Annotated in this window: 21 protein-coding genes and 2 tRNA genes; 10 read left to right on the forward strand and 13 right to left on the reverse strand. The window is 58.1% G+C overall.

Going from position 1 to position 22,108, the window contains the following annotated elements:
• Positions 1-10 precede the first annotated feature (10 nt).
• Positions 11-664, forward strand: a complete 654-nt coding sequence (locus QGH30_07120; GenBank protein ID MDP7022105.1) for a hypothetical protein — start codon at positions 11-13, stop codon at positions 662-664.
• Between the two features lie 68 nt (positions 665-732).
• On the opposite strand, the gene QGH30_07125 is transcribed toward QGH30_07120, so the two are convergent.
• From QGH30_07125 to QGH30_07145, 5 genes are all read right to left on the reverse strand, one after another.
• Positions 733-1,767 (reverse strand): hypothetical protein, encoded by a 1,035-nt coding sequence (locus QGH30_07125; protein MDP7022106.1) that lies wholly within the window; start codon positions 1,765-1,767, stop codon positions 733-735.
• Positions 1,768-1,836: 69 nt separating this feature from the next.
• Positions 1,837-2,064 carry a hydrogenase iron-sulfur subunit gene (locus QGH30_07130; protein MDP7022107.1) on the reverse strand — a complete coding sequence of 76 codons (228 nt, stop codon included), beginning with the start codon at positions 2,062-2,064 and terminating at the stop codon, positions 1,837-1,839.
• A gap of 26 nt (positions 2,065-2,090) precedes the next feature.
• Positions 2,091-2,163, reverse strand: a tRNA-Val gene (locus QGH30_07135).
• A 4-nt stretch (positions 2,164-2,167) separates the two neighbouring features.
• A tRNA-Ala gene (locus QGH30_07140) sits at positions 2,168-2,243 on the reverse strand.
• An 86-nt stretch (positions 2,244-2,329) separates the two neighbouring features.
• Positions 2,330-2,740: an Hsp20/alpha crystallin family protein gene (locus QGH30_07145; protein MDP7022108.1), complete on the reverse strand. Its 411-nt coding sequence runs from the start codon at positions 2,738-2,740 to the stop codon at positions 2,330-2,332.
• 284 nt (positions 2,741-3,024) lie between these two features.
• Between QGH30_07145 and QGH30_07150 the strand changes: the two genes are divergently transcribed.
• Positions 3,025-4,224: a pyridoxal phosphate-dependent aminotransferase gene (locus tag QGH30_07150; GenBank protein MDP7022109.1), complete on the forward strand. Its 1,200-nt coding sequence runs from the start codon at positions 3,025-3,027 to the stop codon at positions 4,222-4,224.
• Here the strand turns inward: QGH30_07150 and QGH30_07155 are convergent.
• Together QGH30_07155 and QGH30_07160 are read right to left on the reverse strand one after the other, a co-directional pair.
• A complete protein-coding gene (locus QGH30_07155; GenBank protein ID MDP7022110.1) occupies positions 4,221-5,039 on the reverse strand; it encodes a hypothetical protein in 819 nt (272 codons plus the stop codon). The genes QGH30_07150 and QGH30_07155 overlap by 4 nt on opposite strands.
• 94 nt (positions 5,040-5,133) lie before the next feature.
• A complete protein-coding gene (locus QGH30_07160) occupies positions 5,134-6,507 on the reverse strand; it encodes an MATE family efflux transporter (GenBank protein MDP7022111.1) in 1,374 nt (457 codons plus the stop codon).
• Positions 6,508-6,633: 126 nt separating this feature from the next.
• On the opposite strand from QGH30_07160, the gene QGH30_07165 reads away from it, so the two are divergent.
• Genes QGH30_07165 through QGH30_07175 form a run of 3 tightly spaced genes read left to right on the forward strand, consistent with a single transcriptional unit; the run spans position 6,634 to position 9,552 of the window.
• On the forward strand, positions 6,634-7,818 hold the full coding sequence (locus tag QGH30_07165) for an acetyl-CoA C-acetyltransferase (GenBank protein MDP7022112.1): 1,185 nt from the start codon (positions 6,634-6,636) through the stop codon (positions 7,816-7,818).
• Between the two features lie 10 nt (positions 7,819-7,828).
• Positions 7,829-9,007 carry an O-antigen ligase family protein gene (locus QGH30_07170; GenBank protein MDP7022113.1) on the forward strand — a complete coding sequence of 393 codons (1,179 nt, stop codon included), beginning with the start codon at positions 7,829-7,831 and terminating at the stop codon, positions 9,005-9,007.
• The gene (locus tag QGH30_07175) at positions 9,004-9,552 is read left to right on the forward strand and encodes a GNAT family protein (protein ID MDP7022114.1); all 549 of its coding nucleotides are present in this window, start codon (positions 9,004-9,006) and stop codon (positions 9,550-9,552) included. The genes QGH30_07170 and QGH30_07175 overlap by 4 nt, the downstream gene beginning before the upstream one ends.
• Here QGH30_07175 and leuS read toward each other — a convergent pair whose 3' ends face one another.
• A complete protein-coding gene (leuS, locus tag QGH30_07180; GenBank protein MDP7022115.1) occupies positions 9,553-11,967 on the reverse strand; it encodes a leucine--tRNA ligase in 2,415 nt (804 codons plus the stop codon).
• Positions 11,968-12,213: 246 nt separating this feature from the next.
• Entirely contained in the window at positions 12,214-13,254 is a 1,041-nt protein-coding gene (locus QGH30_07185) for an A/G-specific adenine glycosylase (protein ID MDP7022116.1), read from the reverse strand.
• 44 nt (positions 13,255-13,298) lie between these two features.
• Here QGH30_07185 and QGH30_07190 point away from each other — a divergent pair, with 44 nt between their 5' ends.
• A complete protein-coding gene (locus QGH30_07190) occupies positions 13,299-13,805 on the forward strand; it encodes a molybdenum cofactor biosynthesis protein B (GenBank protein ID MDP7022117.1) in 507 nt (168 codons plus the stop codon).
• 204 nt (positions 13,806-14,009) lie between these two features.
• Here the strand turns inward: QGH30_07190 and QGH30_07195 are convergent, their stop codons facing one another.
• The 4 genes from QGH30_07195 to QGH30_07210 all read right to left on the reverse strand — a co-directional run bounded on the left by QGH30_07195 (position 14,010) and on the right by QGH30_07210 (position 17,858).
• On the reverse strand, positions 14,010-14,468 hold the full coding sequence (locus QGH30_07195) for an Rrf2 family transcriptional regulator (GenBank protein MDP7022118.1): 459 nt from the start codon (positions 14,466-14,468) through the stop codon (positions 14,010-14,012).
• Positions 14,469-14,538: 70 nt separating this feature from the next.
• The gene (locus tag QGH30_07200; GenBank protein ID MDP7022119.1) at positions 14,539-15,732 is read right to left on the reverse strand and encodes a PP2C family protein-serine/threonine phosphatase; all 1,194 of its coding nucleotides are present in this window, start codon (positions 15,730-15,732) and stop codon (positions 14,539-14,541) included.
• Positions 15,732-15,926 (reverse strand): Rdx family protein, encoded by a 195-nt coding sequence (locus QGH30_07205; GenBank protein MDP7022120.1) that lies wholly within the window; start codon positions 15,924-15,926, stop codon positions 15,732-15,734. Before QGH30_07205 ends, QGH30_07200 begins: the two co-directional genes overlap by 1 nt.
• A 102-nt stretch (positions 15,927-16,028) precedes the next feature.
• Positions 16,029-17,858, reverse strand: a complete 1,830-nt coding sequence (locus QGH30_07210) for an HAD family hydrolase (protein ID MDP7022121.1) — start codon at positions 17,856-17,858, stop codon at positions 16,029-16,031.
• A gap of 186 nt (positions 17,859-18,044) precedes the next feature.
• Between QGH30_07210 and QGH30_07215 the strand changes: the two genes are divergently transcribed.
• The 4 genes from QGH30_07215 to QGH30_07230 all read left to right on the forward strand — a co-directional run bounded on the left by QGH30_07215 (position 18,045) and on the right by QGH30_07230 (position 21,975).
• A complete protein-coding gene (locus QGH30_07215; protein MDP7022122.1) occupies positions 18,045-19,043 on the forward strand; it encodes a ParA family protein in 999 nt (332 codons plus the stop codon).
• Between the two features lie 180 nt (positions 19,044-19,223).
• Complete coding sequence (locus tag QGH30_07220) at positions 19,224-19,469, forward strand: 4Fe-4S binding protein (protein MDP7022123.1); 246 nt, start codon at positions 19,224-19,226, stop codon at positions 19,467-19,469.
• 9 nt (positions 19,470-19,478) lie between these two features.
• Positions 19,479-20,546 carry a 3-methyl-2-oxobutanoate dehydrogenase subunit VorB gene (locus QGH30_07225; protein MDP7022124.1) on the forward strand — a complete coding sequence of 356 codons (1,068 nt, stop codon included), beginning with the start codon at positions 19,479-19,481 and terminating at the stop codon, positions 20,544-20,546.
• A 10-nt stretch (positions 20,547-20,556) separates the two neighbouring features.
• Positions 20,557-21,975, forward strand: coding sequence for a 2-oxoacid:acceptor oxidoreductase family protein (locus QGH30_07230; protein MDP7022125.1), 1,419 nt, complete (start codon positions 20,557-20,559; stop codon positions 21,973-21,975).
• The last annotated feature ends 133 nt before the right edge of the window (positions 21,976-22,108 follow it).

The following is a 22,108-nucleotide window of genomic DNA, read 5'->3' on the forward strand; positions in this document are numbered from 1 at the left end:
CAGGTCAGGCATGAAACGAAGAACTCTTGCGATTCTTGCAGTAGCAGTTCTCTTGCCCGCATCTCTCTATGCCGAAGAAGTTTGCTACAGCCTCTTTGAAGAAGGCTATTCCTTCACTGACAGCATCGAGGTGGACGGGGAGTTCAGTGCCCTGGGGTTCCTGACTCCGGACCAGCCGGAAAACCCACCTCTGGAACTGGATTTTGATAGCTATGAGGTGACCTGGGTAGTCATGGGAATGCGCATCACATCCAAGGAAGGAACCGCTTTCAGCCGACGCTATGAAATCGTCGGCGGTTCGGTGGCCATGCTTCAGGACGAGAGCTTCGACTTCCAGTACGGCTCCTCTCCCGAACAGGGTCTGGAGACCGCAGAAAACGGCGTCTCCATTCTCTCCGGGCAGGTTCTGGAGGGAACCCTGATTCACAGTGAAGTCATGGGGATCGGAACTTTTCTGGGAAATTGCCTCTTCACCGATGGAAGTCGACGCGCTGATCTCGGACCACTGGCCGATCTGGAGTGGACCCTGCAATTCACCATCAATTCCAGCGATGCGCTCGACCTTCCCGACGGCTATCACAGCCGCTGGGTGGGCAAGATCTTCGCCCGCGATGACACGGCCGTCGAGGGAAGCTCCTGGTCTGTGCTCAAGGCTCTCTACTGATCCCGTAGCTCCACTCGAAGAAAAAAAAAGCCCCGGTTTCCCGGGGCTTTTTCATTCCATCCAATGCGCTAGAACTTCATCAGGAAAGTAACTTCCATCTTGTTGCGACTCTCATCATCCATGCCTTCGCTGGTCTTGGTTGCCAGGCGATAGGTGGGCCTGACACTGAAGGAACCATGCTCGCCACTGTAAAGAGTGTGCTCATAGCTGGCCCAGATGTATGAGAAGTCATAGCTCGTCGCGGGGTCGCCCTCGTTGTACTGGGCAATGTCATACCAGAGGGTGAAGCCATTGCCGGCAGCCTTGAAACGCATGAGGTTGCCATCGTAGAGGGTCGTGTCGTCCGCCTCGTTCTTCGTCATGTAATAGTGCGCGGAGAGATCGAAACCGGAGATACTGAGACCGGAGAAGCCGATGCCATAGGTCGTCGGAGCGGCACTGCCATCATCGGCCATGGTCGTCATGTAAAGAGGGGTGAAGGTAAAGCCGGCCAGACCGAGATGGTAGTTCACGCCGAAGGTCTTCTCGTCTTTCAACTCGGTGGTCGTCGCACCATCATCACTGCTGTTGGTGACATTGTCATCGAGGCTCAGGTAGGCATTCAGGCCCGCAAAGTTGGCCACGAAGCCGGTTGCCGCATGGCGGCCTAAGATGACCCAGGGAAGGTCCACGGGGGAATCGGGATAGCGGTGCAGGTCGAGAGCCGGGTCGGCGAAATCGGAGAGAGGAAGCAGCCCCATCTGGTAGCTGTAGCTGTCGGACTTGTAGCCGAAGTAGAGTTCCATCCAGCTGATGCCGCCGCGTGCAGTTGCATCGGTTCCGGTGGCATCATCGCCAATGTTGTCGCCGAACTTGCCGGTCCAGTAGGCGTCATTGTTCGTGCCCAGGCGTCCGTTGAAGTAGTAGCCGCCACCGATGTCGGCTTTGGCGTTCAGGCGCGCACGGTAGAGGACATAGGTATCGGACGTTTCGAGTGAATCGCCCCAGTTCGCCTTGCTGTCGATTCGGGGGCGCACGATGGCGTCTCCATTGAAGACGATCTCGGCAAGAACTCCCGTGGCGAGAAGAGTGAGAAGAGGCAGGCTCAACATCAGTTTCCGCATGCTTGTTCTCCTTAGTCATGCAGGTTCAGGTCCCCCGAAACCCTCGGGGCATTGGATTTCGGAGGCAGACTAGTAAGCGCGGCTTACCCTGTCAAGCAGTGGGGCAGCCGAGATCCATTCCAACTGCATGCGCTCGGGGCGAATACCCAGTCGTTCCAGACGGTTCCAGAGCTTCTCGATTCTCTTCTGCGTCCACCCGACCGCATTGATGTAGTGGCAGTCGGAGAAGTGACAACCACTGACCAGCACCATCGCCGCCTCAGGGGAAATGGAAGGAAAGTAAAAACCCCTCCGCAATTTCTTGCGAAGGGGCCTTCGTGGGGTGGGCGATACTGGGATCGAACCAGTGACCTCATGCGTGTGAAGCATGCGCTCTCCCACCTGAGCTAACCGCCCACGATGGTGGACCCAAGGAGAGTCGAACTCCTGACCTCTGCATTGCGAACGCAGCGCTCTACCAGCTGAGCTATGGGCCCGAGGGCATCCAATCTAGTCGAAGCGAAAAACAAAAGCAAGCCCCCACCAAATGGCGGGGGCCTGCGTAAGGGGGAATTGCACTTCTCTAGGAAATCTCGATCTCGCGACCGATCATCTGCTCACTCTTGGGAATCTTCACCGTGAGAAGACCATGGCTCATCTCGGCCTGGACCTTCTCGCTGTCGGTCTCGCGGGGAAGACGGAAACGACGCTCGAACTCGCCGCGGAAGTGACGCTCCTGGCGATGAGCCTTGCGGCTCTCCTCTTCCTGCTCGCGCTTGCCACTGAGGATCAGCACCTGGTTCTCGGTGCGGATCGTGAGATCCTTCTTCTCGAAACCGGGAAGCTCGACCTGCAGCTCAAACTCGGTATCGCTCTCGAGGATGTCCGTGAGCGGCGAGCAGTCGCAATTGCGGGAAGCTTGGAAACTGTCGAAAAGCCGATCCATCTCGCGTGAGGGGTTCATCATCCGGGGATTGTATTTGACCATCGTCATGGGGTTCTCCTTTTTGTGTATGGGCATAGCCCTCGTCTCAGGCCCCCCTATCGCATTTCCGGTGCCAATAATGAAACAAGATCGTAACTCGCGATTTTGCAAAGAAATACGCCTCTCTTGCTATCCGACCGAGCCAAAGACCAGCAGATTCCTGCCAAGCTGTCCGTACAACAACATGACATTGTGTCCTGTTTCCTGCCCTGTCTGACGAAAAGGCGGAAAGGTAAAGAAGGCTGGAAAAAGAGCCCCTCCTTTCCTACCCTGTTAAAAAGCGAGGTGCGAGGATGAGGAGCGAAGTCAAACTCTCCGACCGCGGACATCAGGTTCCGGCCAGCCCGATCCGCAAGCTGGCCCCCTTTGCCGAAGAGGCAAAAGCCTCCGGAGCGCAGGTCTACCATCTCAATATCGGCCAGCCCGACATCGAGACTCCCCCGGAGATGCTCGAGGTCTATCGCAATTACCGGGATCCGGTTCTCGCCTATGGCCCCAGTGCCGGGATTCCCGAGTTTCGCAAAGCCGTGGCCGACTATTGGAAAGCCTGGAAGGTGGAGCTATCGCCTGAAGAGGTCATCACGACCACGGGAGGAAGCGAGGCCATTCTCTTCGCCCTTCTTGCTACCTGCGATGCCGGCGATGAGGTTCTCGTACCCGAACCCTTCTACACGAACTACCTGGGCTTTGCCTCGGCGGCGAGCGTAAAGATCGTAGCGGTTCCCGCCAATGTGGAGAATGGATTCCGCCTGCCTTCTCCCGGGGAGTTCCGCAAGCGGATCAACGACAGAACCCGCGCCATCCTCTTCAGCAACCCCGGCAATCCAACGGGAGTGGTCTACTCACGAGACGAGATGCAGACTCTTGCCGATCTGGCCTCTGAAGAGGGTCTCTACCTTCTGGCAGACGAGGTCTATCGCGAGTTTGTCTACGACGGCGCAGCCTTTACGAGTGCCTTTCATCTTGAAGGAGTCGAGGACCGGGTGATCATGCTTGATAGCGTGAGCAAGCGCTTCAGCGCCTGTGGCGCAAGGGTCGGATATCTGGCCACGCACAATGCGGAGATTCTCGACTCCGCCCTTCGCTTCGGGCAGGCCCGCCTCTGTCCCCCCACTCTCGACCAGATGGCATCGGCAGCAGCCTTCAATGCAAAGGGAGATTATCTGGACCGGGTGCTTGAGGAGTTCTCCCGCCGACGGGACTGTCTCTACGAAGGACTCCGGGCGATTCCCGGGGTCATGGCCCACCGCCCCGAAGGCGCCTTTTACACGGTGGCCCGCCTGCCCCTGAAAGACGCGGAACACTTCTCCACCTGGCTCCTGAGCGATTTCCGCCACAAGGGAAGCACGCTCATGGTCGCTCCCGCCGCCGGTTTCTATGCGAGCGAAGGTCTCGGTCTCGACGAGATTCGCATTGCCTATGTATTGAATGAAAAAGACCTCCGCCTTGCGCTCGAAGCGCTGGCAGAGGCCCTGAAAGTCTATTCGCCCTAGTAGCTGGCCTTGAGTCGGCTCCAGCTGGACTCCTCGACGAAGGTATTCGTCTCCACGGCGGTGACCGTATAGGAGAAGAGTCCGCTTCCCACCGCATCATAACCGGAGACCGGACCGCCGAGAGCAAAGATGCCTGCTTCGATGTCCGCGAAGAACTCCAGGCCCAGTTCACGAATCAGGTCTGTGGGGAGTCCGGGGACTTTCTCGTCGAGCCAGTCGGCAAAACTCCCGGTCACCGTTTCGCTGTTCAGGGAGAGCCAAGTGAAGCTGCGGAAGTGATCGCCTTCATACTGGTGGACCCCGCCATTGCCTGCAATCTCGCAAAAAGTATCCGTCTGGCCGTCCGAGTCGAGATCGCTGGCGTAAGCGCCGACGAGTCGATCCGGGTCGGCGGGAAAGGCATCGGCCGGAGTCGGGTAGCAGCCCATGTGTACGCCAAAGCCCGCGATCCAGAGGTAGCCCATCTCTTCCCAGCTTTTTTCCGCAATCACCTGCCCCTGCAGGACAGCCCTCGCACCCTCTTCATTGACCGTCATCTCAAAGGGATACATTCCCAGAATCAGCCCGGTGTAATCCAGTTGGGGATTCACATACCAGTCGGAATCCTCCCCGTCGGCCGGCGGAAAACCGAGCAGCATCCAGTAGCTTCCATCCATGCTGACGAAGTCCCCGTATCCACTTTCATCGGGGAATACCCCGTTGGGGTTGGCGTCATAGGTGAAGCTCATGACACCCTCACAGTTCGAGGTATAGACCTCGGCCATGGCCGGCGAAGCGAGCAAGACGATCAGGAACAGGAAACGCAGGAACCTCATGATGCCTCCCGGGGATCAATGCGAAACACTCCGACGGAGAGTCTCGGGTATCATTGATAGGTATCGGTGTTCCTGCTGGAAACTTGAGGAGAAATCAGATCTCGATGGACTTCCAGGCGCCCCGTGTAAATCGCCAGGTCAGGACGATATTCACCAGGGTGAAGTGGATCACTCCGCCCAGCCATCCGCCGGCCATGCCCATGCCCAGAGGATAGGCAAAGAGGAGCGCCAGTGGCACGAAGACCAGCCAGGAGCTTCCCGCATAGACATACATCGTGAAACGGGTGTCGCCGGCCCCTCGCAGGGAGCCGGAGTAGCTCATCTGAACAGCATCGACCAACTGGAAAAGAGCGATCAGGGGAATAATGGCCATTCCCGCACGAATGACATCTTCGGCATTGGTGAACAGGCGGTAGAGCCATTCGCCGGCCAGAAGAAAAAAGACCGCAATGAAAAGTGAATAGGCGAGATTCATTTTCACCACAATCCAGCCTGACTTCTCGGCCAAGTGCTTCTTGCCCGCACCGATGTACTGTCCCACCAGAGTCGTGGCCGCTTTGGCGACTCCATCGGCCGGCATGAAGGTGAAGCTCAAAAGCTGAAGGGCAATCTGGCTGGCCGCCAGCTGCGTGGTGCCCAGCCGCCCCATGATGGTCATGAAGACCGCGAAACTTCCCATATCGAGAAAGGCCTGTACGCCCATGGGAAGGCCGACCTTCAGCATACGCCCGACCAAGGCAGGGCGGAAAGCTCGATTGATGCGGGTGGAGTATTTCCGGTGAAGAGTCGGGCCGAGAAAGACAGCGGCTCCCATGAAAAATGCAGACACATCCGCGATGGCCGTTGCCATCCCCGCCCCCAGCGTGGTCAGGCGCGGGAAAGGACCCCAGCCATAGATCAGAACGAGATCCAGCAGGATATTGATCAGGTTGCTGGCAATGGCAATGCGCATCGGGGTCTTCATGTCGCCGACGCCACGGAAGAAATTGTGGAAGGTAAAAGTGCCCATCAGAAAGAAGGCGCCAAAGAGCCGTGCACGCGAGTAGCGAAGACACTCCTCGATCACATCCGGTGCCGGGCGGGCGGCCGCCAGGATCCATTGGAACTTCCAGGTGATCAGTCCCAGAATCAGCCCGGAAATCAGGGCAAGCCAGAGACCCTGCCAGGCAAAGTGAGGGCAGCGATCCGAATTGCCCGAGCCCTTGGATTGCGCGACAAAGGTGTTCACGGAACCGATCGTTCCTACAAAGAAGGTATAGAGGGTCCAGATCAAAACTCCGCCGAAACCGGCCGCCGCCAGTTCCACCTTGCCCACATGGCCGAGAAGGATCGTGTCCACGGTCCACATGACCGTCACCGAGAGTTGGCCAATCACGGTGGGATAGGCCAGCTTCCAGGCCTCCTTCACCGAGCCGGCCCTCACCCCGGGGAGGATCAGGCTTTCCTCGTGTCGATCTTTCCTTCTCATCTGGATTCCTTCCGAAGCGATGAAGCTATCCACTCTTTCACCGGGAATCAAGCGGCGAGTCTTGCAAGGGGAAGAGACTTTCGCTAGGATGACATCCCTCACCGCCATGGTCAGAATTGAGGTAGCATGAATACTCTCCGTGATGTTGTCATTCTGTCAGCCGCAAGAACTCCCATCGGTTCCTTCCTGGGAAACCTGTCCACGGTTCCGGCCCCCAAGCTGGGCGCCATTGCCATAAAAGGCGCGCTCGAAAGAGCGGGAGTCCCGGGAGAGGATGTAGACGAAGTCATCATGGGCTGCGTCCTTCCCGCGGGCATGGGACAGGCTCCCGCCCGGCAGGCCACTCTCGCTGCGGGCCTTCCCACATCGGTTGAGTGCATGACCATCAACAAGGTCTGCGGTTCGGGGCTGAAGAGCGTCATGCTTGCCGCACAGGCCATTGCCTGCGGCGACGCTGATTGCGTGATCGCCGGCGGCATGGAAAACATGAGCCAGGTACCCCACTATCTCGACGGCAGTCGTGAAGGCCGGAGAATGGGCGACTGGAAGATGAAGGACGGAATGGTTCACGACGGTCTCTGGGATCCCTATCACAATTACCACATGGGGAATGCCGCCGAGCTCTGCGCCCGGGAATGCAAGCTCAGTCGCGAAGAGCAGGACAGTCTGGCCGAAGAGAGCTATCGTCGCGCACAGAAGTCCATTGCCGAGGGGCTCTTCCGGGAAGAAATCGTTCCCGTGGAAATTCCCCAAAGAAGAGGCGATGCCCTCATCGTGGAGGAAGACGAAGAAGCCGGGCGCGTGCGCTTTGAGAAAATCCCCAGCCTGCGGCCTGCTTTCGATCCCGAGGGATCTGTGACGGCGGCCAATGCCAGCAGCATCAACGACGGAGCCGCGGCACTTCTTCTCATGGCGGCCGAGGAGGCGGAAAAGCGCGGACTGAAACCGCTGGCGAAAATCGTCTCCCAGGCATCCGCAGCCCAGGACCCGGAGTGGTTCACGACGGCGCCGGCCAAGTCGGTTCAAAAGGCTCTCGAACGGGCGGGCCTGGAGGCAGGAGACATCGACACCTTTGAACTCAACGAGGCTTTTGCCGTGGTCTCTCTCGTCAATGCGCAACTGCTGGAACTGGACTCGGCAAAGGTCAATCCCCGGGGCGGTGCCGTGGCACTCGGACATCCCATTGGCGCAAGTGGCGCACGAATCCTGGTGACCCTTCTCCACACCCTGAAGCAGGAAGGCGGCAGACGCGGACTGGCAAGCTTGTGCATCGGCGGCGGGGAGGCTTCGACTCTCATTGTGGAAATGTGAGTGGCCCGGAATGAGTGAGCGGATTCAGCACGCCTTTCTTCTTCTGGCTCTGGCAAGCCTGCCCTTTTCGATTGCCCTGGCTCAACTGGCAAGCGCTCTTGCGATTCTGGCATGGCTCGCCGGGCTTTTCCGCGGGCGAAGGCCTCCGCTTACGGGCCTGGAGATTCCCCTCCTGCTCTTTCTTGCCTGGATCTTCCTGAGCCTTCCCTTCGCGGAAAACCGCCTGGAAAGCGTGTTTCATCTCAAGCGCTGGCTGGCACTTCCCCTCATCTGGATGCTGGCTGAATCCGCCTCCGGAGAAGAACGCCGCAAGCACTACCTTCTGGCGCTGCTTCTTGGCATCGTGGGTGCTTCCCTTCTGGCCCTGCCCCAGAAGTTCGGCTACTTCCCCACACCCCTGGAGTTTCAAAACTCCACGCGCGTCTCCCTGACCACGAATCCCATGACAGCTGGCGCATTGATGGCCATGGGCGCAGTGACTCTTCTCGGTTTCCTCTTTGCCGGTGAATGGAAGTGGAAGAAAGCACGCTTCTTTCTCGCGCTTCTTCCCGTGATGCTGGCACTGCTTTTGACGGAAACCCGCTCCTGCTGGCTGGGCTTTCTGGCGGGACTGATCTTTCTGATCTTCCTGAGAAAACGGCGAGCCCTTCCTCTCTTGTTTCTCGGGCTTCTTCTGACGGGGCTTCTGCTCCCGTCTCATTATCAGGACCGCTTTCTCTCCAGCTTCCGGGGCGGAGAAGATTACAAGAGCGAATGGCAACGCCTGCACATGTGGAAGGTCGGAGCAATGATGGTCCGCGACCGTCCCCTGACCGGCTTCGGCGACTGCGACCTCAAGGAAATTCACGGGCGCTACATTCAGGAAGACGAGAAGGAAAATGTCGTGGTCTACGGCCACCTCCACAGCAACCTCGTCATGTTTGCCGTTCTCTGGGGGATTCCCGGACTCTTCCTTGTCCTGCTCTTTCTCTTTCGAATCCCGCAGTTATTGTACGCCAGATGGCAGACTACTAATCCTGAAGGGCGAGCGCCTCCGCTTGCTTCCGAATGGACTATGGGAGTCCTCGCTGCCTGGGCAGCCTTCTTTGTGGCAGGGCTTTTTGAATGGTACTTCGGCGATGGAGAAGTCATCCTTCTGCTCTGGATGCTCACGGGCATCGGACTGGCCAGGGAAGAAGGAAGTTCATGAGTCCCGACACCCATCTTGCCGACCCCAAGGTCCTTCTCCTTCCCCTCCGCATGTCCGATGCACGGGCCATCCGGGACGGAGTGCAGGAGAGCCTGGCCGAACTCATGCCCTTCGCCCCCTGGGCCGGCCCTGATTATGATCTTCAATCTGCCAGGGTATTTCTGCAATACGCTCTGGATTCAAACCGGAAGGGCGAGGCCCTTCACCGGGGCATCTTCCGACCAGAAGACCGGCTCTTTCTCGGAGTCATTGGGCTTCATGCGATTCGCCCCCGTTTCAAGGACGCAGAAATCGGTTACTGGATGAAAAGTTCCCGTTCAGGGCAGGGGCTCTGTACGCGTGCAGCCGGGCTACTGATTGGCCACGCCTTCGAGGAACTGGATCTGGAGAGAGTCTGGCTGAGTTGTGACATCACAAACATCGCCAGCCAGAGGATCGCTGAAAAGCTCGGCATGCGCAGGGAGGGAACCCTGCTTGCCTACTCCCCCGACGAGGAAGGGCGCAAGGACCACTTCCTCTACGCCATTCTCCGCAGTGAGTGGTAGCTACTTCGCCACCAGGTTGACCAGTTTCCCCGGGACAAAGATCGTCTTCACGATCTTCTTGCCCTCGAGCCAGGGCTGGAGCTTTTCGCTCTTCTCCACGAACTCCATCACCAGAGCCTCGTCGGCATCCACCGGCAAATCAAACTGGTCACGAAGCTTCCCGTTGACCTGCACAACCACGGTTACCGTTTCCTCGACAAGCCAGGCGGAATCCACTTCCGGCCAGGGTTCCAGAGCAAGAGGATCGTTGTGGCCCATCCGCTGCCAGAGTTCTTCGGCAAGATGCGGCGCATAGGGTGCCAGAAGAAGCAGGAAACTCTCCATAGCCTGGCGGTTCCGCTGATCGCGGGGCATCATCTCGTTGACGAAGACCATCATCTGGCTGATCGCCGTATTGAAGCGAAGATCTGTGGTCATCGTCGTCACCGCATCGATCGTCTTGTTCAGGATGCGCAGGGTCTCCTCATCGGCCGGGGCATCCGAAATGGAAGCGTGCAGTTCATCCTCTTCATCAAGAATGAGTCTCCAGACACGAGACAGGAAGCGATGAATGCCCTCGATGCCCGAAGTGTTCCAGGGCTTGTCTCGCTCGAGAGGTCCGAGGAACATAAGAAAGAGGCGCAGGGAATCCGCACCGAAATCGTGAATCACATCGTCGGGGTTGACCACATTGCCGCGGCTCTTGCTCATCTTCTCGCCGTTCTCGCCGAGAATCATTCCCTGATTGCGCAGCCTCTGAAAGGGTTCCTTCGTGCTGACAAGGTCCAGATCATAAAGCACCTTGTGCCAGAAACGGGCATAGAGAAGATGCAGGACCGCATGCTCGGTTCCCCCGAGATAGAGGTCCACGGGCATCCAGTACTCTTCCTTCTCGCGGCTCCAGGCCTCGTCCGGATTGCGGGGATCGAGGAAGCGAAGATAGTACCAGCAACTGCCCGCCCACTGCGGCATCGTGTTGCTCGACCTGCGGGCCGGTTTCCCGGTGACTTGATCCTCCACAGAAATCCAGTCGCTGATCGTGGCAAGCGGGCCCTCGCCCGTGCCCGAAGGCTCGTAACGATCCACCTCGGGAAGAGTGAGCGGGAGTTCATCCAGTCCGAGAGAGCGATAGCTCCCGTCTTCCTGCTCGAGGAGCGGGAAAGGCTCTCCCCAGTATCGCTGCCGACTGAAGAGCCAGTCGCGGAGCTTGTAGTGAACTGCAGACTCGCCCAATTCCTGTTCGACAAGCCAGTTCGTAATCTTCTTCTTAGCCTCTTCTACCCCGAGCCCGTCAATGAGAGGCGAGTTGATGAGTTTGCCGTCACCCGACCAGGCTTCGGTTTCAATATCGCCACCGCTGATCACTTCCACAATGGGAAGCTCGAACTTGCGGGCAAACTCCCAGTCCCGCTGGTCGTGTGCGGGAACTGCCATGATGGCTCCCGTCCCGTAGCCCATCATCACATAGTCGGCCACCCAGATGGGAATGCTCTCGCCATTGACCGGATTGATCGCATGGGCGCCGGAATAAACTCCCGTCTTCTCTTTGGAAAGCTGTCGGTCCATGTCGCTCTTGCCCGCTGCCTCCTTGCAATAGGCAAGCACGGTCTCGCGACATTCCTTCGTGCAGATCCTCTCGAGCCAGGGATGCTCGGGACTCATCACCATGTAGCTCGCACCGAAAAGGGTGTCCGGGCGCGTCGTAAAGACCCGCAACCTCTCGCCCAGTTCCGGAACCCCGAAGTCCACTTCCGCGCCTTCGCTGCGCCCGATCCAGTTGCGCTGAAGGTCCTTGATGTACTCCGGCCAGTCGAGATCCTCCAGGTCTTCCAGGAGGCGATCGGCATACTCGGTGATCTTCAGCATCCACTGGCGCATAGGCCGACGCTCAACGGGATGCCCGCCCACATCGCTCTTGCCGTCAATTACTTCTTCATTGGCCAGCACCGTGCCCAGTTCGGGGCACCAGTTCACCGGAACCTTTTCCTCGTAGGCAAGTCCCTTCTCATAGAGAAGGGTGAAAATCCACTGCGTCCACTTGTAGTAGTCACGATCCGTGGTTGCGAACTCGCGATCCCAGTCGTAGCTGAAGCCGAACATCTTCAACTGGCGACGGAAATTGCCGATGTTCTTTTCCGTGGTTGTCCGGGGGTGCGTTCCCGTCTTTACGGCATAGTTTTCGGCAGGCAGGCCGAAGGCATCCCATCCCATGGGATGAAGAACATTGTAGCCGCGCATCCGCATGAAGCGCGAAACGATATCAGTGGCTGTGTAGCCTTCGGGGTGGCCTACATGCAGCCCGTCGCCGGAGGGGTAGGGAAACATGTCCAGCGCATAGAACTTGGGGCGGTCTCCCCCGTCTTCCGCGCGAAAACACTTCTTCTCTTCCCAGATCGCCTGCCAGCTGGGCTCAATCGTCGCAGGATCGTAAGGCATTGCTTTCCTCGTTTCCTTTCAGGCGAAAAAGGTATACAATAGAAACAGGGATGGAAAGCTCCTTTTGGGAGGTTCCGGGATGAAGCGACTTTCTCGCCTGGCGACTAGCAGAGTTCGAAGAATGCCCGCGCCCGCCACCGGACCTGATGGCCTTCGCCTGTGGTGGAGCCTGCAACAGCATTCTGCTCTCCACAAACCTGACCGCAGTGCCGGAAACGAGTTATCTGAACCTGCGCTGGGACTGTCTCAAGTCCCTGTACTGAGATTCAGAATTTTACGGCTGAAGGCCGGAAGGCCGATCGACTTCAACTCTTCGGGACTGAAGTAGCGGTACTCATCTCCCGGGGGAAGCTCGGCCCGGCCCTCCACTCTCTTCTGCAGAATCCGGTAGCGGGTAATCGTGGTCTTCGTTTCCGCGACCTCTCTCTCCTCCCGCACCCGGAGGCCCAAATCCCCCCATTCCTCTTCTGCAAGAAGGCCCGCACCCCTGCGCACTCTCCAGGGAAGATTCCACATTCCCGAAAGAAAGGGACGCTTCAATCGGCAAAGGAGAAGTTCCCCTCCCTCTTCAAAGACACCGACCTGAACTTCAATGGGAACCGGCGGTTCTCTGGAGGGCAATTCAGGGATTTCGCCTACCCGTTTTTCCGTAAGAGCCAGACAGTGTTCCGACAGAAGACAATCCCCGCACTGCGGGTTCTGTGGCTTGCAGACCCGTGCCCCGAACTCCATGACTGCCTGGTTCCAGTCGCCCGGTCTCTCGCCTTTCACCCATTCCCCGGCCAGTTCACGAAGCTGAGCAGCGAGAGGCTTTCGGGTGGGATCACCTCCGAGGGCTTCCAGACGCGTGAGCACCCGAACCTGGTTTCCGTCAATCGAGACTTCGGGCAGACCGAAGGCAATGGATGCCAGTGCGCCGGCCGTGTATTCCCCGATCCCCGGCAGGGTTCTCAGGAGCCTTGTTTCGCAGGGAAAGTTTCCCCCGTGTTCACGAATCAGGATCTTCGCTGCACGGTGGAGATTTCTGGCACGGGAGTAGTAGCCCAGCCCGCTCCAAAGAGAGAGGAGTTCCTCTTCCCCGGCTTCTGCAAGAGAGGGAAGGTCGGGGAAGCGTTGCATGAACTGTTCATAATAGGGAATCACCGTCGCCACTCTCGTCTGTTGCAACATGATTTCAGAAATCCAGACACGGTAGGGCGAGGGATCATTGCGCCAGGGCATGGGGCTTCGATGCTCGTCAAACCAGCGAAGCAGCTTCCTCCGGATGTCCTGTTTTCGCGCGTCCATGCTTCAGGCTAGCGTATCCTGGCTTGCTGTGCTATGAGAAGAACATGAAACCCCATGAAGAACATCGCAGGGAAGCACCGGAGAACATCGCCTGTGCTGTGATCACCGTCAGCGACACGCGAGACGAACGCAGTGATCGGGGAGGGCCCGTGATTGTGGAGGCTCTGGAAGAGGCGGGACACCGGGTTCTCTCCCGGGATATTGTCCCCGATGAAGCCTCTGAAATCGAAGCCTGCATCTTGCGCCTTCTCGAATTGGAAGACTGCGATGCCGTCATCCTGACCGGTGGAACCGGTGTGTCCACGCGCGATGGTACCGTGGAAGTGGTCGAGAGACTTTGCGATCGCACACTTCCGGGATTTGGGGAGCTCTTCCGGGCATTGAGCTACGAGGAAATCGGTTCCGCCAGCATCCTCAGTCGAGCCCTGGCGGGTGTCCGCAAACAACAGGCTCTCTTCGCCCTGCCCGGCTCCCCAGGGGCACTACACACGGCCATGAACAGGATCATTCTGCCCGAACTGGGTCATCTCTTGAGGGAAATCAGGAAGTAGATTCCAGGGCAGGGATGAGCTTCACAATAAAAGAGGGCGAAGCGAATCAGAACCCCCTCACTGTTCCGGAGAGCGGACCTCAGCTTACCCCTCACTGCTTACCACGGTGACCAGATCACCGGCCCATTGATTCTCCGAAATCCTCTCAGTCCATCGACTCGCTCCGCCCGAAGGCAATTCGGATTTCTTGATCCTGAATATAGGCTATTGCTGAGGCGGGGTCAAGCCTTTCTCCTTCATCAGGGCCCGCTTGGCCTCCAGCTTGCCCACCATGTCATAGAGGGTGCTGTGCTCCAGAGTCTCCCGGATGTTCGAACGGATGACCTTCCACTGATCGTGAAGAGGGCAAGGTGCCTCGTCATTGCAGGGATGGATGCCCAGAATGCATATCTCATCGGAGTTGGCGATGTGATCAATGGGATCGACGATGTCGTAGAGGCGGATTTCCGAAGACTTCCGAGCAAGGCAGAAACCACCCCGGGGCCCGCGGTGACTGCGCACCAAGCCTCTACGCGAGAGAATCTGCATGGTCTTGGCGAGAAAATGGAAGGGAATGTCTTCCTTCTTGGCTACTTCCTTCAACTGGATCAGTTCGCCTTCTGGCTGCTCGGCAAGATAGACCATGGCCCGGATTGCGTATTCACTGGCTTTGGAGTAGAGCACAGATCCCCCCTAAACGGAATAAGAAGTCCTGAATCGATAAATTAGCAGGACTCCCATAAACTGTCAACTGTCAGGAATCAAGCGCCCGGATCACCAGGGCGGAAACATCGTCTTCCCAGGGAGAGGATCCGCCGAAGAGGCGAAGCTCTTCAAAAATCCGGTCCAGCGTGGCGCGGGAATCGAGGGAGGCGCATTCCCGGAAGAGGTCGAGTAGACGCTCCTCCCCGAAATCCTCCCGTCCCCGGGAGCGTTCGCTCAAACCGTCGCTGAAAATCAGTACCCGGCTTCCGGGATTCATCGTCACAAAGCCTCGCTGGTAATCCGCATCCGGAGTGGGCCCGAGGATGGTTCCCCCTGTATCGAGACGATGAAGCTCGCCATTCTCATCAAGAAGCAGAGGCAGACAGTGCCCGGCATTCACATAGATCAGATTGCCGTTGGACTCCAGTTCCCCGTAAAAGAGACTCACGAAGCGGGTGGAAAGGTTGCTCGCATGAATCACCCGGTTCAGCCTGCGAATGACGGCCGTGATCTTGAACTCCCTTTCCACGCCCATGCGAAGACCGGTGACCGCATCGCGGGCCTGCAGTGCCGCTGGCAGTCCATGGCCGCTGGCATCTCCGAGTGCAATGCCCAGAGAGTGTTCCGAAAGTTCGATAAAGTCGTGGAAGTCGCCTCCAACAGCCTGGGCTTCCGCTGGCTCACTTCGGGAAGCCAGATCGAAACCTGCAAAGACCGGCGGCTTCTGGGGCAGCAAACTGAGCTGAATCGCTTCGGCCCGGTCAATCTCTTCCTCGACCTCTGCCTGCCGCAAACGCAGGGACAGGATGTGGCGAATAGTGCTGAGGGCGAAAAGCTGGGACTCTTCCTCCAGACTGCTGTCCAGTCCGAAGGAAACCAGAAAGAACCCGCGGGAGAGGGAAAACGCGGCCACCCGCCCCAGATTCAGGGGAGCCTCAATCGCGGGATCGTAGCCGGGAAAACTCTCGTCCATGGTCACGATCCTGTTTTCCAGAATCGTCTTGACGGGAGGATAGTCCGAAGGAATCCGCAGCCCTTCAAGCTTCGCACTCGTGCTGTGAGCCAATAGATAGTCAGAGCCGTCCCGGGAATAGAGACGGCCACTGGTGATGCCGAGGTCCCCGCTAAAGGCCTCGATAATCTGGTCGATCATTCCGGCAAGAGAGGAACGGGAATCCCCGGACTCCCCAATGCGATCCAGAATGGCATCGAGTTTTCGATAATAGGATTTTTGACGAAACATCATTTCCCGAGGCGTCGGAGAATCTCCTCGATGATTATCTCCTCTTCGCTCTCTTCGGGGAACCGTCCCTTCGCCTTCTTGGAGAAGAGCAGGTCATCCCCCACCTTGATCTCGTAGACTCCGCCGCCCGAGCGAATCATCTCGGGCATGAAGCCACAGCGATTGTTGATTTTCGCAGCCAAACTGGCCGCCACCGGTTCGTAGTTTCAAACTACGCAGAATTCAATCGTGGTCTTTGCATAAAGTGCCATTAGGCTCCTTTCCCTGAGTCCAAGATACAAAGAGAGAAAGCCAAGTCAATCACTGGTCTTTCGAACGCTTTCAAAGGAGAATGTTTGAAGACGGAGAGCGCCGAGAAGAAAGAGCAGGGGTAAAAGCTCGGCAAAGAAGAGCAGGAAAAGAGGGCTGGCAATTCCGGCAAGGGCCAAAGGCAGGAGAATGGCGGGGAAAAGAAAGAGCAGGCGGCGGTGCAGTCGCAAAATGCTCAGGGCATAGCGGGACAGGGACAGGAGATCATGGAGGAGAGAGAGATTGCCGGACGGAATCCTCGCGTCCAGCTTCCCGGAGATGCTCTCCTCGCTTCCAATGCTCATGGCAAGGTTAGCGGCCGCAAGAAGCGCCGCATCGGGACTTCCGGTTCCAAGAGCCAGGGAGAGGCCCTCTCCCTCCAGCAACACCCTTGCCCTTTCATCGGGAGAGAGTCCGCCACGGGAGAGACCCAACCCCGCCCTCTTCCCGATCGCTTCAATCACATGGGGCGCTTCCCCGGAGAGAAGGAGCGACTCGACACCCTTTCTTCTCAGGCGACGAAGCAGGCCGGGCATTTCCGGAGAGTCCTCATCGGCAATGCCAAAGACAGCGGCAAGATCTCCATCGAGTGCCAGGTAGACCGGAGAAAGAGAGGCATCCTCCAGTGCTTCCCTCGATGCTTCCTCCAGCAGCACGCCCTCTTTTACCAGAAACCAGTCATAACCAAGCAGAAGAGTTCGCCCTGCCACTTCCGCCCTCAGCCCGGCACCCGGACTGCGAAGAACTGAAAGCACCTTTGCGCCCCCCTCACTTCTTCGGGAGGCAAAGTCGGCAATTGCCTTCAGGTATGGATGCTCGGCTTCCTCGAGGGATGCGCTGACAAGGGCACAGACCTTCTCACTGGGTTCTTTTCCCAGTAGTTCCATTCGCTCGACCCGGGCCTTGCCCTGGCCCAGCACTCCCAGTCGGTCAAAGGCGATCCTGCGAACCGAAGACAGGCTGGCAAAACCGGGAAGATCCCGAATCCAGGCTCCCCGTCTCATGGCAAGAAGTGCCGCGACCAGAAGAGTCGGAGACAGCACAAGGCCGAGACTTCGGGGTGACAAAAGAAAGAGCGGGGCGGCAGCCGACATCAGAATCCCCGGCAGGGGCAGGCCCCGCGTCCAGGCAATGCTCGCAGAGATCAGGGATGCGCCCATAAGAACCAGGGGCGCATGAATGGAAAGGCGCTCCAGTTCCTCCTGCTCTTCCGGTTTCCTCGCAAAAAGCTCCGACAGTCCCTCCGGGGAGCGTGGCTCCAGACTTCGGATGACAGCAATCATCGCTTTCTCCAGATTGCGGGAGAGAACAAGAATCAGAAGCGCCAGCGTTGGCAGGCTCGCCATGCCCTCACCCAGAATGCTCGCCGGAAATAGCAGGAGCAGCCCGAAAAAGCGAAGAAGGAGAAGCCCCGGCACGGGCTTCCCGCGGGAAGTGAAGGCCGGGGAAAAGAGAGGAGGAAAGAGCAGAAACAGGGCGAGCAGATTCCAGAGAGCGGCCAGCAGCGGAAAGACCGGAAGAGCCAGCAGGTCAACCAGGAGGGGCGGCAGGCAGAGCAACGCGGCACGGAGGGTTCCCCTGCGCGCCAAACTGCGTTCGGCGTTCAGATCCGGAAAAAGCTCTTCAGCAGGAAGAGGATCGGCCCAGAAACCGGCGGCATGCACGGTTTCCAGCAGACCGAGCAGGGGCAGGTGCCCGGGACCTTCCACCCGAAATTGCCGGGTCAGAAGATCCGCACTGACCGACTGCACCCCGGGAATGGCGAGCAGTCTGCGCCGGAGCCTCTCCATGTCCCCCGTGTTCTCAAGCCCTTCCACATGGAGTCTGTGCTTCGCCATGCCCCCCCCCTTTTCCGGGGATGCTTGCAACTTTTCCCTCCTTTGGACAGTTTTTTTGTTCTGGTCAGATTTTAGCTCCGGCCAGAAATGAGAAATTCGATTGCATATTCCCGATCCGGACACTAGACTGCACCCCTTCACATTGGCAACTTCGGGAACACAACCTTCACGGAGACAAGGAGTACCATGGCTCGAGTCGTGGCAGTCGCCTGCCCCAAGGGCGGAGTGGGCAAAACAACGGTATCGGTGAATCTGGGGGCAGCTCTGGCTTCGAAGGGTTTCTCGACTCTGATCCTGGGAGTTGACCCTCAGTGCGGGCTGGCGAGCAGTTTCGGAAGGGATCCCCTTTCCATCGACCGGGGGCTGCCGGAGTTCTTTGAGCCGGAGGGCCGCGTGGATCTTAGCGTACAGCCCACGGGAATCGGGAACCTGGACTTCGTCAGCAGCAATGTCTGGAGCTGGGATGAAGAAGACCAACTCCTCGGCTGGGCGGCCATCAACCCGGAGAGCCTGCGAGAAAAACTGCTTGCGCTGAAAGAGGGCTATGATTTCTGCCTTCTCGACTGCCCCCCGAATCTGGGACCTCTCACTGTTGCCGCCCTGCAGTCTGCCGACACCTTGCTGGTTCCCTTGCAGGCCGAAGAACTGGCCTACCGATCCCTGCCGAGACTCTTTGATGCTCTTGCCGGACTCGAGCAGCAGGGCTTTTCCGTCCCTGAACTTGAGGGAGTGCTTCTCAACCAGGTAGACCTTCGTACGCGAATGTCAAACTCCGTGCTGCAGCGAGCGCAGGAGGATTTCCCGGGAAAGGTATTCAGAACCCTCATCCCGCGAAGCATCCGTCTTGCCGAAGTAGCCCAGCGCGGAAAACCTGTCATGTCTTTCAACAGGAGTGGGGGCGCAGCCCAGGCTTTTCTTCAGGTGGCTGACGAGATCCTCGACCACATCCTTGCAGAGAAAGATGAAGGACAGGAGGAACACCGCGCGGAAGTTCCCGGTGTCGGAGATGCCCTTCCGGCAGACATTGAGGCCCTTCTCGCCGGGGAAGAGAACCCCGATGAATCCGGTGAAGGGGAGGTTCTTCTTTCTCTGGAGGAAATCCCCGAAAGCGAACAGGAGTCCTGTCAGGTGAGTCGCCCCAGCCTCGACGACTATGAAGGCAGTGAGGAAACCCCCTGGCACTGATTTCAATCACCAGTTTCCTGTCTTTTTCTCGGTAAATTGGAAGTCCTTGAAAATGTTGTAATTGCACACCTTGCAAGGAATTAGGACTCCGGGGTCATCTTGACATTGCCCCCGCCTATTCCTAGTTTATTAGGGCATCTTACACGACGCTTCCCAGGGAAGCAGGATTGAAGAGGCCCCATGTCGAGAATAATCAAAGATCCCATCACCGTTGTTTCTCCTGAGCACTGCAAGGGTTGCGGGCTCTGCGTGCAGGCCTGCCCCCAGGATGTCCTCTTCCAGGTTGAGGGCTACAACTCCCGAGGCTTCCACCCCGCCGAATACACGGGCAAAGATTGCACAGGCTGCGGCATGTGTTACTACGCCTGCCCGGAGCCATTTGCCATTACCGTCTACAAGAAGGGTGCCGAGTTCGAGGCCGCCTAAAGGAGACGTATGTCGCGAGAACTGATCAAGGGAAACGAGGCCATCATCAAGGCGGCCCTTCTCTCCGGCTGTGAGTCCTTCTATGGATATCCCATCACGCCAGCCAGCGAAATCGCCCATGCCGCCGCCCTCCTCTTCCCCCGACTCGGCCGCACCTTCCTGCAGGCCGAAAGTGAAATTGCCTCGATCAACATGGTCTACGGCGCGGCAGGCGCGGGCGAAAGAACCATGACCGCCTCCTCCAGTCCCGGGATCAGCCTGAAGATGGAAGGGATCAGCTATCTTTGCGGTGCAGAACTTCCCTGCGTCATCGTGGATATCATGCGCGGAGGCCCGGGGCTCGGAAACATCGCCCCCGAACAGTCCGACTACAATCAGGTTGTGAAAGGCGGTGGGCACGGCAGTTATGAAGTCATCACTCTCGCGCCCAATGGCGCCCAGGAAATGGCCGACATGACCAGCCTGGCCTTCGACCTTGCCGACAAGTGGCGCAACCCGGTCTTCCTTCTCGCCGATGGCTATGTTGGCCAGATGATGGAGCCCGTGGAGTTTCACGAGCCCGAGGGCGATCCGCCCGAGAAGGACTGGACCCTGAAACTGGAAAACGACATCCAGAAGAACCTGGTGACTTCCATCCACCTTGATCCGGATAAACTGGAGGATCACAACCTTCATCTTCAGAAGAAGTATCAGGCAATCCGGGAAGAAGAAGTCCGCTTTGAGCGCTTTCAAACCGAAGATGCGGATCTCGTGCTGATCGGATTCGGCATCGTCAGTCGCATTCTCCACAGCGTGGTGGAGAGGGCCCGCGAAAACGGGCTGAAGGTGGGGCTGCTTCGCCCGCGGACTCTCTGGCCCTTCCCCTCGGAGGAGATCCGCAAGCTTTGCGACACGGCCCAGAGCTTCCTGACCGTGGAACTGAACGCGGGACAGATGGTCGACGATGTAAAGCTGGCCGTCTTGGGGCGCCGCCCGGTTTATTTCTATGGAAGAATGGGCGGCCAAGTGCCGACGGTGGAGGAAGTGTACGAGGTTCTGGAGGCGAAACTTCAAACTGCTGCCGGCAGCAGAGCCTGAGGAGAGAGCGATGGCAAAGACGATCCTGGGCAATGAAAAGGGATTCTACGAGACCTTTTACCGGAAGCCCGGAGACAATGAAAACACCCACTACTGTCCAGGTTGCGGACATGGGATCATTCACAAGCTGATTGCCGAGGCCATTGAGGATTTCGACATCGCCGATCGCACGATCTTTGTCAGCCCCGTGGGATGCTCCGTTTTTGCCTATTACTATTTCGCTGCGGGTAACATCCAGGCAGCGCACGGTCGCGCTCCGGCCATTGCCACGGCCGTCAAGCGTGCGAACCCCGAAGCCATCGTCATCAGCTACCAGGGAGACGGCGATCTTGCGGCCATCGGCGGCAACAACATCCTCCAGGCGGCAAACCGGGGAGAGCCGATCACGGTCTTCTTCGTGAACAATGCCATCTACGGGATGACCGGAGGGCAGATGGCGCCGACCTCGCTTCCCGGCATGAAGACCACCACCACTCCCTACGGTCGAAGTCAGGAAAACGAAGGCCCCCCGATGAAGGTCGCAGAACTTCTTTCCCAACTCGATGGGCCGACTCTGGTGCAAAGGACCGCAGTCTGGGACAACAAGTCCATCGCCAAGACCCGCATTGCGATCCGCAACGCGATCAAGTGCCAGATGGAGGGCAAGGGATTCTCCCTGATTGAAATGCTCAGTGCCTGTCCTTCCGGATGGAAGGTGGACACGACCGATCAGTATGACTGGATGCAGAAAAACATGGCCCCCTACTTTCCTCTGGGTGTCTTCAAGGATCTCCGCAAGGAACGGGAACCCTGGTTCCGCAAAAAGGGAGATCCCGGCAAGGAAGCGATCCTGAAGGAACTGGATCTCAAGCGGGAAGAACCGACGGCCTTCCCTGCCGAACTTTCCGACTCGAAGTACTCCAACCCCAGCATCAAGCTGGCCGGTTTTGGAGGGCAGGGAATCCTGTCCGCAGGGGCCATACTGGCGAACGCTGGCATGGAGCAGGGAATGCACAGTAGCTGGATCCCCAGCTACGGCCCGGAGATGCGTGGCGGAACGGCTTACTGCTTCGTCAACCTCAGCGAACATGAAATCGGAAGCCCCACGGTTTCCCACCCCGATGTCCTTCTGGCTTTCAACCGCCCGAGCATGGAGAAATTCGTAGCGGAACTGAAGCCCGGGGCGCTCCTCATCTACGACTCCACGATCATCGATGTAAAACCGACACGGGAAGACATTGAGATCATCGCGGTCCCCGCCACCGAGATTGCAGACGAACTGGGAAGCACCCGCATGGCGAACACGGTGATGCTCGGAGCCTATATCGCACACACCGGGATCCTCAGTTCCGAAGCCATTGAGCAGTCGCTCCCCTTCACTCTGAAGCGGAAGAACCTGATCGAGGCCAACCGCAAGGCGCTCGCCCGGGGGATGGAAATCGGACCCTAGTCCGCCCTGTTTTTTCGCCCGTCTTCTGCAAGGAAGGCGGGTTTTTCATGCCCCAAGATTTCGGAAGAAACCCCGCATATCCGAAACGTGATTCTTTTCCCTTGTCGGCTTCCCGGCGCGGATTACAATTCCG

The organism is Candidatus Krumholzibacteriia bacterium (assembly GCA_030748535.1).
Classification (GTDB): domain Bacteria; phylum Krumholzibacteriota; class Krumholzibacteriia; order JACNKJ01; family JACNKJ01; genus JASMLU01.